6 protein-coding genes are annotated in these 11994 nt (G+C 35.6%); 2 read left to right on the top strand and 4 right to left on the bottom strand.

The features are described 5' to 3' along the window. Positions 1-101 precede the first annotated feature (101 nt). Positions 102-5363, top strand: coding sequence for a choice-of-anchor L domain-containing protein (locus Q0951_RS01380; protein WP_299333283.1), 5262 nt, complete (start codon positions 102-104; stop codon positions 5361-5363). 86 nt (positions 5364-5449) lie between these two features. Here the strand turns inward: Q0951_RS01380 and Q0951_RS01385 are convergent, their stop codons facing one another. The 3 genes from Q0951_RS01385 to Q0951_RS01395 form a co-directional block, all read right to left on the bottom strand. Then, entirely contained in the window at positions 5450-5824 is a 375-nt protein-coding gene (locus Q0951_RS01385; RefSeq protein ID WP_299333286.1) for a hypothetical protein, read from the bottom strand. A gap of 67 nt (positions 5825-5891) precedes the next feature. Next, positions 5892-7310: a DUF5689 domain-containing protein gene (locus Q0951_RS01390; protein ID WP_299333289.1), complete on the bottom strand. Its 1419-nt coding sequence runs from the start codon at positions 7308-7310 to the stop codon at positions 5892-5894. Between the two features lie 54 nt (positions 7311-7364). After that, a complete protein-coding gene (locus Q0951_RS01395; protein ID WP_299333292.1) occupies positions 7365-10214 on the bottom strand; it encodes a TonB-dependent receptor in 2850 nt (949 codons plus the stop codon). Between the two features lie 137 nt (positions 10215-10351). Between Q0951_RS01395 and Q0951_RS01400 the strand changes: the two genes are divergently transcribed. Beyond that, on the top strand, positions 10352-11419 hold the full coding sequence (locus tag Q0951_RS01400; protein WP_299333295.1) for an endonuclease/exonuclease/phosphatase family protein: 1068 nt from the start codon (positions 10352-10354) through the stop codon (positions 11417-11419). Positions 11420-11480: 61 nt separating this feature from the next. Here the strand turns inward: Q0951_RS01400 and Q0951_RS01405 are convergent, their stop codons facing one another. After that, entirely contained in the window at positions 11481-11918 is a 438-nt protein-coding gene (locus Q0951_RS01405) for a hypothetical protein (protein WP_299333297.1), read from the bottom strand. Between the last annotated feature and the right edge of the window lie 76 nt (positions 11919-11994).

Genomic DNA, 11994 nt, shown 5'->3' on the forward strand with positions numbered 1-11994 from the left:
AACTAATCAACAGGGCTTTTATTGTTCATATTCAAAAAAATAATTGCTCAACATCAACCTTTAATGATGTAAAAAAGAAAAGTATAAAACAACCGACACAAATGAAAAAAATCATCTTAATAATTGCGCTAATATTCACCTGCTCTTGGGTTGAAGCGCAAACGTATTTACAAGAAAACTTTGATACTGAAATCCCTGCAACTTGGACTATTACTGATGGTGGTGGTGCTACAGGAGATTCTTGGGCATCTGGTCAGCAAGGAGGAGGTAATAGCCTCGACGGAACAAATTGTGCTATTGTTGATAGTGACTCAAACGGAAATGGAACTGAGCTTATAGAAACCTTAACGTCTCCGGTTTTTGATACTACTGGAGCCACAACTTTATATTTAGATTTTGACCAGTTTTATAACAATATTGGTGCTGATACAGCAGTGGTTGAAGTTTTTGATGGTACAAACTGGATTGAAGTTTTAAACCAAACGGCTGATGCAGGTGCTTTTGGAGCTCCAGATCAGCAACACATTGACATTACAGCCTATTCAAATGCTGCTATGCAAGTTCGATTCATTTATAATGATGGGAATGTTTGGGCATGGTACTGGCTGGTAGATAATGTACAGGTATATAATTCTACTTGTGATTTTCCTACTGATATTATAGTAACAAACATAACTGCTAACACAGCAGACATCAGTTGGACAGCTGTTGGTACAGAAACTACCTGGGAAGTCGTTGTACAACCTGTAGGTTCTGGTGAACCTACTGGGTCAGGAATAGTGACAAACACTAATCCTTACACAGTAACTGGTTTAACAGCTATAACAGACTATGAAATTTATGTAAGAGCAGATTGTGGAACTGACGGATTTAGTATTTGGGCTGGACCGATTAATTTTCAAACTGCATGTGATGTATTTGTGCCAGACTACTTAGAGACTTTTGGGACTATTATCCCTAACTGTTGGGATGAAGCAGGAGATGGAGATGCTACTACAGGGCCTACAGGATTAGGTGCTGGAGATTGGGCGCCAGACGGATTTTTAAATAACGGTTTTGATGGTGCTTATAAGATCAACTTATGGCAAGCTTTTAAGAGCGATTGGATCTTATCCCCTCAATTTGATCTCACAGGAGGACCATTCCAAGTCGATTTTGATTTTGGAATCATGCAGTTTGGAAGTAGTACCAATGCAGGAACTCTTGGTTCAGATGACACAGTTCAATTATTAATATCAACAGATAATGGTGCAACTTGGACAAGTTTAGTTACTTTCGATAATACAAGTGTAGTACCAGCAACAGGAACACAGGTTGTATTTGATCTTACTGCATACGCTGGACAAACAGTGCAGTTTGGAATATTAGGTTCCGAAGGAACTGTAGATGATCCGGAAGATAACGACGTATTTGTCGATAACTTTAGAGTTAGAGCAATTCCATCCTGTCAAGAGCCGACAGGTTTAGGAGTAGATAATATAACTGATACATCAGTAGATGTAAGTTGGACTCCAGGAGGTGCTGAAGCATCGTGGGAAGTTGTTGTTCAACCTCAGGGAACAGGTGTTCCTACAGGTGCAGGTACAGCCACAACAGATAATCCGTATACAGCCACTCCAATTGATCCAAGTACTGATTATGAGGTTTGGGTAAGAGCCGATTGTGGCGCAAATGGATTAAGTAGTTGGACAGGTCCAATTGATTTTTCAACATTAAATACCCCACCACCACCACCAAATGGAGTGACATGTACTAGTGGATCATCTTCATTTATATTTACAGAAAACTTTGACGAAAACCCTCCTGCAGGATGGACGGGAACAGGGTTTGATGGTTCTAATGGTAACTGGGATATCGCAGCAGCGGGAGCCAATTCGTTTGGAACTGGTCCGGCAAATGCTTTTGATGGAGGCGCTGGAACGCATTTAGAATATGAGGCTTCTGGTAATGCCACTGATATTGCAGTGGCTATAAGTCCAGCCATAGATTTATCAGCAGCTATTGATGGTGCAGAATTATCCTTTTTCTTCCATGCATTTGGAGCAGATATGGGAACCTTAAATGTAGGAATAGCTAATGATGCAGCAGGACCATTTACTAACTTATTTACTTGGGTTGGAGATTTACAGATTTCTGATGATGAAGCATGGGTTCCAGTAGGGATCAATTTAGATGCTTATTTAGGACAAGTGATTTATTTAGAGTTTAGTTATGGCGGAGCAGGAACAGGTTTTGAAGGTGATTTGTCAATTGATTTTGTTAGAGTAGAATCATGTGGATCATTCTGTATACCACCAAGTGGAATTACAGTGTCAAATATTACAGGGACATCAGCAGACATCAATTGGGATGCGAATAATGGAGAGTCTTCTTGGGAGTTTGTTGTTGTACCCTCAGGAACAGGAGAGCCAACAGGAGCAGGAACAACAGTTGGAGCAACTAATACACCTATATCTGGTTTAGAATTTGAAACAGAATATGAGATATGGGTAAGAGCCGATTGTGGTTCAGAATTTAGTATATGGTCAGGGCCAGTGGTCTTTACAACAACAATACAAACAGATTTTACAGTTGATTGTTCAGTAGGACCAATTACAGGTTCTGTATGTTACGGAAATAATGATTCGGAAATATTTACATACACGAGTTCAGATGGTTCACCTGTGAATCTGACATTTAATGCAGGAGAAGTAGAAGGCGCACCATTTGATTTCTTAGTCGTATTTGATACTGATGGTACAGTCTTATATAACGATGAAGGAAATGATGGCGATATTTCAGGATTAACTTTCCAATCTACAGGAGATACGATTTCATGGCAAGTTCAATCGGATGGATCAGTAAGTTGTGAATCTGGAAGCTTCTGTTGTTCCGCAGGAATCGATTATACAGTAGCTTGTGCAACGTGTATCAATCCAGCAGCAACATATCAGGTTATTGACGATTGTGATAATGGAGATCAATTCCTTATCGGTGTTAATGTGACATCGCTAGGAGATGCAACATCACTTACTATATCCAATAATATTGATACTAATACTGTTTCGGCACCTGCAGAAGGTGTGTATCAAGTTGGTCCATTCCCATTTGGAGTGGATGTGATCATTACCTTAAGCAACGATCAGGATGTCAATTGTGTAATTAACAGTTCACCAATTATACTTCTTGCTTGTCCACCGGATAATGACAATCCTTGTGATGCTACAGTCGCAGGAGTCAATGCTGATGACAGTTGTGATATCATTACGTCTGGAACTTTATTGGAGGCAACAGATTCTGGTGTACCAGTTGGATCATGTGGAACAGATCCAGATGATGATGTTTGGTTTGAATTTACAGCGCTTAATGAATTCCAGATCATCCAATTCACCAATATCAATGGAGGAGGTTTCTTCCAGGATTTAGATCATGCAGTATACGAAGGTGCCTGTGATGCACTAGTAGAGTTATACTGTTCTGATAATGATGCAAGCTTAACGCCTGCATTAACAGTTGGAAATACATACTACATTAGAGTATTTTCGGCTGGAGATGAACCAGTAGATTATACATTCGATTTATGTATCAGACCAGGAACTGGAAATGTTTCTGTAGATCAAACTACATACACTGTGGAAGAGTTAGTGATTGATGTTTTAATTGACAGTCCGTGTGCACAAATTGATAACATTACGTTCTCAACAGGAACAAACTTTGGTAGTACTAATGGTATTGGATATTTTTCTGCTGAAGAAGGTAGTTTTCCGTTTGAAGAAGGATTGCTATTAACTTCAGGAGATGCTAGTGAAGCAGCAGGACCAAACTTTAATGCTATGAGTGCTGGTGGTTTTGGCTGGCCTGGAGATCCTGAATTGGATGCTGTTGTTGGAATTAATTCTAACAATGCTACCATTATAGAGTTTGATTTTGTGCCATTATCTGATGAGATTAGTTTTGATTTCCTAATGGCTTCCGAAGAATACAACGGTAGTACAGGAGGTACATTTGAATGTACATTCTCTGACGCCTTTGCATTTTTATTGACCGATGAAAATAATGTGACTACTAACTTAGCAGTATTACCAGGTACGACTACACCAATTCTTGTAACTAATATTCACCCGGAAAACCCTGGGTGTCCAGCGATTAACGAAGAATACTTTGGAGGTTATGTTCCGCAAAACCTTCCTCCAATGTCATTTGACGGTAGAACTACTGTATTTACTGCATTTTCAGAGGTTAATATTGGTGAAACCTATCGTATTAAGTTAGTAATTGCTGATGCAACTGATACAGCACTGGATTCTGGAGTATTCTTAAAAGCAGGAAGTTTTGATATCGGTGAAGTTGAATTAGGAGATGATATCACTATTGAAGCAGGAACCGCAGCATGTATTGGAGAGCAAATTGTTCTTGAAACTCAAGCTTTATCTGTAGACCATGTCTGGTTTAAAGATGGTTTTGTTATTGAAGGTGAAACCTCTAATCAATTAGTTGTTACAGAAGATGGTACTTACACTACTCAAATTATATTCTCTTCATCATGTATTATCTCTGATGAAATTGTTGTGGAGTTCTTACCATTACCAATTGCAAATACACCACCAGATCTTGTAGGATGTTCTATTGGAAATGATACAGCAGTATTTACATTGTCTGACAATGATGCTGAAATCTTAGGAGATCAAAGTCCAGCTGACTTTACTGTAACCTATCACTTAACTGAACAGGATGCCATTGATGGTGTTGACCCTCTTGTGAGTCCTTATACAAGTATATCAGATCCACAAACAGTATATGCTCAGATAACTAATAACGTTACAGGATGTATTAACACTACGAGTTTTAATTTAGTATTAGGTATTGAACCGGCAACAACCTTTACGCAAGACTTCGACTATGAAGTATGTCCTAATGCTACAGTACCAATTATAATTGAAGCTACACCTGTGAATTATACAGCGTCGGAAGTGACTATCAATTGGTATTTAGATGGTGTCTTACAACCAGGAGAAAATGGATTGACATTCCCAGTACTTCTAGCTGGTGATTATGAAATTGAAGTAATCTTTAATGATACAGGATGCTCTAATATTACAAGTCAAACAGTAATAGAATTAGAAAGTTGTGTTATTCCGCAAGGTATTTCTCCTAATGGAGATGGAATGAATGATACATTCGACCTAAGCAGTTATAGAGTAAGTAAATTAGAGATCTTTAACAGATATGGTACCTTAGTGTATTCTAAAACTAATTATCTTGACGAATGGTTTGGTCAGGATCAAGATGGTAACGAATTGCCTGTAGGGACTTATTTCTATACGATGGAATATGAAGATGGTAAACGAAGAAGTGCTTGGGTATATATTCAACGTCTAAATTAATCGACACTTTTTTTATAAATTAAAAAAGCCTCTAACAGTTTAGTTAGAGGCTTTTTGATATCAAACCATTTTATAATGTAGTACTACTAAACCAATAGTATAACTGATAAGGCAATACAGCAAATTAGTAAGAACCATAAAACCCAAATGTTATAATGTTGTGGTTTACTTTTATTAATATTTTTTGCATTTAACACCTTTCTTTTTTTACCACTATACTGAATCCAGTTTTTGAAATAGATAAAAATACAAGTCATAAAAAATAAGGCCCAGGCTTTTCCTGAAGACATAGTTACTGTATTCATACGCTTTAAAAATATGGACAGCATAATACCTGATAGTAATATTAAACTACATTGAAGCGTAGAAATGTAGAATAATGCAATAGTATTGGCTTTCTTTTTTTTAGTGGGTTTATAATATGTGAACACATTATAAAACAATACATCGAAAACAGTCATAAGGATTCATTTACAAAAAAAGCCACATCCAAACTGGATGTGGCTTTCCAAATATATTCAAAATAAATTATTGTGCGTCTATGCTAACAAAATCTAATTCATAAGTTCCATCAAAATCTGATTGACCACTACCTACATATTTAAATGCGATATAGATTTGACCAGATCCACATGAAAGGTCTACGTTTCCTGAGTCAAACCAATCTCCGAAGAAATCACTGTCTTGAGTCACATAAGCATCAGTGATAATTCCCCAAGTTGCAGTTCCAATACCAGCTTCGGTACCATCCCAATCGTTAGAGAATAAGATTTCTAATGTACTTCCATCAGAGAAACTGTTAGATGTTTCGAAGTTTAATGTTACTCCAGAATTAGCATCTAAATCAATTTGAGGTGTAATTAACCATGCTACAGTACTTGCATCACCAGAGTTAAATGATCCTACTCTTGCAGAAATTCCTTGTGAAGCATTTGTTCCACCTTGAGTATAAGCTTCCCATCCTTCAGATCCTGCTTCAATAAAGTTAGTCCATCCGTTTCCAGAAATCAATGAGTTAATGGTTTGTCCTTCAAAATCATCTTCAAATAAGTTATTCATTCCAGTTGTACTTGCTAAACCACAAGATAATTCAATTGGATCACAACGTACATCATTAGTAAAGTTGATATCTTCTGGTGAGTTGATTACTAATGTGTAAAACTCATCAAAGAAATCTCTTGTTAAGATACCGTCAATTGATCCTCTATTTGCAGGCAGTAGTAACGATTTAAAATCTGAAAAGGTACTTGTGCTTAAGATTACAGACGAACTGCTTGCACAGCTTTCTAAAAGACGCTCTCCATCAAATTGATCATCATCTTCAGCAGCAAAGGTCTTTAAATCGTCGCCTAATACATCATTTCTGTTAAATTGTACATCGTTTAAACGAATAAATAAGTTTTCAAGATCATTAGAAAAATCACTGATACTTACTTCCAAAGGAACAATAGTAGCAACTTCAGACGTACGTAGTACAGTTTCTGACATGTCGGCAGCAGAGATCTTAGCAAGTTCGTTTCCTTCACGTCTTCCTAATTGAACTACTCCATTATCAACAGCAACAGATAAACCATCTAATTTGACGTACACTTTTCTTCCGAAATCATACACAGTAAATAAAGGATTTACATCAATTTGAACAACAATACCTGCTGTTGGGTTTTCAGCCTTATCTTGTAATACAATTTCTTCGAAAAAATTACCACCTTCGTCACTTGAGATTACATAACCTTCCATAAAGTTATTGGTATTTTCAAATGTGATGATATCTTCACCAGATTGCACTAAATTACCAATAACAGCATCTATATCTATAATGTTTCCATCTATTGTTGGGTCTACAACATTAGTATTTGGAGTGTCAAAATCATCGTCCTGAACACAAGCATTAAATACCACTAAACTTAAGGCAAGTAGTATGATTTTGTTTAATTTAATTGTTTTCATTTTTTCTTTTTTTATCTCATCCTTAAAAAGGACATTATTTTGAAATTTATTTTTTTAGAATCTTAAGTATACGTTTAAGTAGTAAGTTGTTCCATTTCCGTTGAAATAACGCGAACCAAAAACAGGACCATTATCTCTAGATTTATCCTCTAATACACGATCATAAGTGGCCAATCTTGATTGCTCAAATCCACCAGTTTTATATTCTTGATCAAAGATGTTATTAATGGTTGCAAAGAACCCGATGAAATAATCACCAACTCTCCATGATTTTCCTCCTACTACATTGACAAGTACATAATCGTCAAATTGTTCTTGTTTTAACAATTCTCTTGCAACATCTTCATTGTAACCAACAATAGGTTGGCCATCAAAATCTGAAGTAAAGTTTGCAGATCTTGCTAAGTTACTTACGTCAATATACGCATTAGAGAAGTAGTTAGTTGTTAAACCAACATTCCAAAAGTCAGGATCACGATATTCAAATCCAATTTGGTAAGCACGTTCTGGTCCACCAGCTACGTGATAGTCTTTGATGTTTGTTGTTCCGTCACCAAAAGTAAGTGGACCATCAAAATCATCACTAGTTAAATATAAGTTAGGATTATTATTGAAGGTGTATTGTCCAACCGAAGCCGCAGCTTTTAATTTAATGGTTGGCGTCACTTGAGCCTCAAAACCTAATTCTACTCCTACATGTCTTTTCTCTACATTAGTTAGTATTTCTTGAACAAATGCATCTCCAGTATCTAAACCAAGTCCGGCGAGATCTTCGGTAAAGAAGAATCCAATATCAGTTCCATCCTCAAACCCTGAATAGAAACCTGTAAGTCTTGCTTTGATTATTGGAGATCTAAAGATATAACTTGCATCAACAGATCTTATTTTTTCACTCTCTAAACCAATCACAACATCATTGTTCTGTCTAGCATTACTAAATGAATTTCTAATTGATGGTGCTTTTGTAAAGTAGCTTGCGTTAAAATCTATTAAGTGACGGCCAGTGATTTTGTATGTACCTCCAGCTTTTATTCCATAATTTGAAAAGTCTAATTTTTCACTTTTACCAAATGAACGAGCTCCTGCGAAGTTTCCATTATTGAATAAACCATTTCTTTGGTATGTTGTTTGTGAAATGTTAGCTCCTAAATAAAAGTCGATTTTGTTATATTTAAATTGAGCTTGTGCAAATCCAGTAACAACGTCAGCATCGATTTCATAGTTATATTTGTAACGGTCTCCTTCTGTGACAATTCTGTTAGGATTATTAAGGTCACTTTGAGCAATATCTTCCAATGATTGGATAACATTAGCGTCTTCTTCAGCAAAGAAATCAACATCTAAATATCCTGTTCCACCTAAAAGATCTTTAAGGTTAGCAAAGTTTTCACTTTTAAGTTTTCTATAGCTTACCATCGCATTTAATCTAATGCGCTCAGTTAATTCGGTGTCTAAGATAGAGTTTATAGTAAATTGTGAGTCATCATTTCTATCCTCTTGGATAGCATAAATAGAGTTTCCACCTTGAGCTCTAACAGTAGCATTTGCACTGTATAAAGCATTCCAATCTAATTGACCATCATTAACAAATTGCTGCTCAGCAATATAGGCTTGTTCATAGTCGTAAGCTGTTGGGTTTTGATCTCTTAAAAAATAACTTGGTAGATTTTGATAGTAGGTTGGATCAGGATTTCTAGCACCTCCTAAATAACTCGCTTGACCATTAAAATTTACTAGTCGCGTTCCACCATTATCTATTCTTGTATTACCAATTTTACCAAACTGATAAGCAATGTTTGTATTTAATTTGGTTTTAGAAGAAATATCCCAGAAGTGGTTTAGCATTAAAATTGGTTCTTCAATCTCTCTAACTCTTGAATTTCTGATATCTCCATCTAATTCTCCCCAAAACGGATTGTATTCTCTTCCTTTTAAATTTAAAACTTCATCAGTAATCGCTGTAGAACGTCCACGTCTGTTTTGTGCATAAATACCAGTAAAGTTGATACTGTGTTTATCATTGATTTTTTTCTCTACTGCAGCAAAAAACGAATTAGAGTCATAAAGTGTTCCATCTATGAAACCTTCATTACCAAAACGTCTTGAGGCTAAGATAGAATAAGACCATCCTCCTTGCAGTAATCCTGAATTATAGCTAGCCATGATACGACCTGTATAACTTCTATTTGCAGAAGCATAAGAAACTCTACCTCCTTTTCTGTATTTAGAAGCACGCATTACAATATTGTTGGTACCTGCTAAATCTCCAAAAGTATAGTCATTAGCCGACATACCCATTGAGAATTCTTGGTTTCTTTGAACATCATTCAATCCACCCCAATTTCCCCATTGTGGTCTACCATTAAATTGTTTGTTCATTTCAATACCATTGATAAGTACTTTACCATTGGCATTGTCTAAACCTCTAGGTCTGAAGAACGTTGCACTAAAGTCAAATGCAGCAGCACTTAAAAATTGATCTCTAGATGCCTGTAATAAACCAGAAATATTATCTGTCAAACCATCGTCTTCACTATTTAAATTGTCATCAGAAATTGAAATAATGAATAAATCTGTCTTGTCACTAGAGTCATAATCGAGGGTCATACCGCTTATATCAACAGTTTTACCTTCATTTACAACAATAGGATAACGTTTTGTAACATAACCTACCTTTTCAACTTTTAAAACTTGCTCTCCTAAAGGAACAATAGTTTCAAATTGGAATTCACCCATAGCGTCAGTTTTAACAGACTGACCAGTTTCTTCAATGGTGATAGTTACATCTGGAATCGGCTCCCCTGTTGTGCCATCTAGAACGCTACCTTTGACAATAGTCTCCTGAGCGAAGGATGTTAACACGGAGAACATTCCGAATAAAAAAATAAAAAAACTTTTTTTCATGCTTAATATTATGATTAATAGTTTAGGTGCATTAAATAATAGTTATTTAAGGCGTGCAAATTTACATTATTTATAATAAATACATACTTTTGGCTCGACATTTGTAATCAAGATAACGATAACATAATATTCAAACTATGAAACCATTACATTTTTCTCTGACAATTATTTGTTTTCTATTGACATTTAATAGTTTCTCACAAGAGGAAAAAAAAGAGAAGCGCTTTAAAATTCACACTTTAGCCTTCTACAATTTAGAGAATTTATTTGACACTATCAACGACGTTACCAAGTTTGATGAGCGCAGTCCTATTATGGAAATCAAGGCTGACAGAGCTGGTATCTACAACAAGAAAGTTAATAATATGGCTAGAGTAATTGCTGATATTGGCGCAAGTACAACAGGTAACTCTCCAGCTTTGATAGGTGTTTGTGAAATTGAAAACAGGCAAGTATTAGTTGATGTGGTAAATCATCCTTTGTTACTGCCTAAGAATTATGGAATTATACACTACGAATCTCCAGATGTTAGAGGAATTGATGTAGCACTTTTATATCAAAAAGATTTATTTAAACCTACTAGCCACGACTCTTATGAACTATTAATTTATGATGATTTAAGTAGAAAGCGTGTGATTACCAGAGATCAACTTTTAGTCAGCGGAGAGCTTGACGGAGATCCCATTCATGTCATTGTTAATCACTGGCCTTCCAGAAGTGGAGGAGAAGCTAGAAGTCGATCAAAACGTGTAGGAGCAGCAAAACTCAACAAACGTATTATTGATTCTATCCAGTCTAAAGATCCTTACGCTAAAATATTTACAATGGGAGATTTAAATGACGACCCAACTAATGCAAGTGTAAAAGATGTTTTAAAAGCGAAAAGTGATAAAGAAGATTTGAAATTAAAAGAGATATACAATCCTTTTGAAAGAATGTTTACTGATAAAGGCTACGGAACGACAGCCTACAGAGATGCCTGGAGTTTATTTGATCAGATTATGATGACTGAGCCTTTAATAAAAAAAGATGATTATTCATCTTTTAGATTCTACAAAGCTGGAATTTATAACAAAGCATACCTTACCAACAAAAGAGGGCGTTATAGAGGGTATCCTTTCAGAAGTTTTGCAGATGGTGGCTTTACAGGAGGCTTTAGTGACCACTTCCCAGTATATGTATACTTAATTAAACAAGTGGACTAAATCATAAGATACAATACAATATAAAAAAAGCGCTATTTATAAATAGCGCTTTTTTTATGTTTTAAAACCATGTATTCCAAGGAATTTTTGCCAGTACTAAAATTAAAGCTAAAGTGTAAAAAATAGCTAGCATTTTAAATTTTGGTTTTGAGGTTAATTTCTTTTTATGTTTTGAATATCCAATTGTTATTAAAACAACTGCAATTATCATTGTAATAGGATGCTCAATAATATTAGAACGCAACGTTTTATTTTTCATGACTTCGCCCATTCCAGTGTCGCTTATTACTGAAAGGTAATTTGAAGCAAAGAATACTACAATACCAATAAGCAATTGAATATGAGTAACAATTAATGTGAATAGTGAAATTCTAAAATCTACAGCTTGGAATTCTTTCCCACTGAACAACTTTATTAACGCATTAAATGTTGCTATAACTAGCATTAACAGTACTAGGTAAGCCCAGTAAGAGTGAAGCATTTTAACAATATCGTACATGTTGTATAGTTTAAATATTACAACAACAAAGGTATGAATTATATGTAATTATTCTTCCAAACTAATTGTGAAGTCC

Source organism: uncultured Psychroserpens sp. (assembly GCF_947501425.1).
Lineage (GTDB): Bacteria > Bacteroidota > Bacteroidia > Flavobacteriales > Flavobacteriaceae > Psychroserpens.

Coding starts and splice junctions, on each gene's coding strand:
- Q0951_RS01380 (WP_299333283.1), top strand. CDS start 102: ATGAAAAAAATCATCTTAATAATTGCGCTAATATTCACCTGCTCTTGG.
- Q0951_RS01385 (WP_299333286.1), bottom strand. CDS start 5,824: ATGACTGTTTTCGATGTATTGTTTTATAATGTGTTCACATATTATAAA.
- Q0951_RS01390 (WP_299333289.1), bottom strand. CDS start 7,310: ATGAAAACAATTAAATTAAACAAAATCATACTACTTGCCTTAAGTTTA.
- Q0951_RS01395 (WP_299333292.1), bottom strand. CDS start 10,214: ATGAAAAAAAGTTTTTTTATTTTTTTATTCGGAATGTTCTCCGTGTTA.
- Q0951_RS01400 (WP_299333295.1), top strand. CDS start 10,352: ATGAAACCATTACATTTTTCTCTGACAATTATTTGTTTTCTATTGACA.
- Q0951_RS01405 (WP_299333297.1), bottom strand. CDS start 11,918: ATGTACGATATTGTTAAAATGCTTCACTCTTACTGGGCTTACCTAGTA.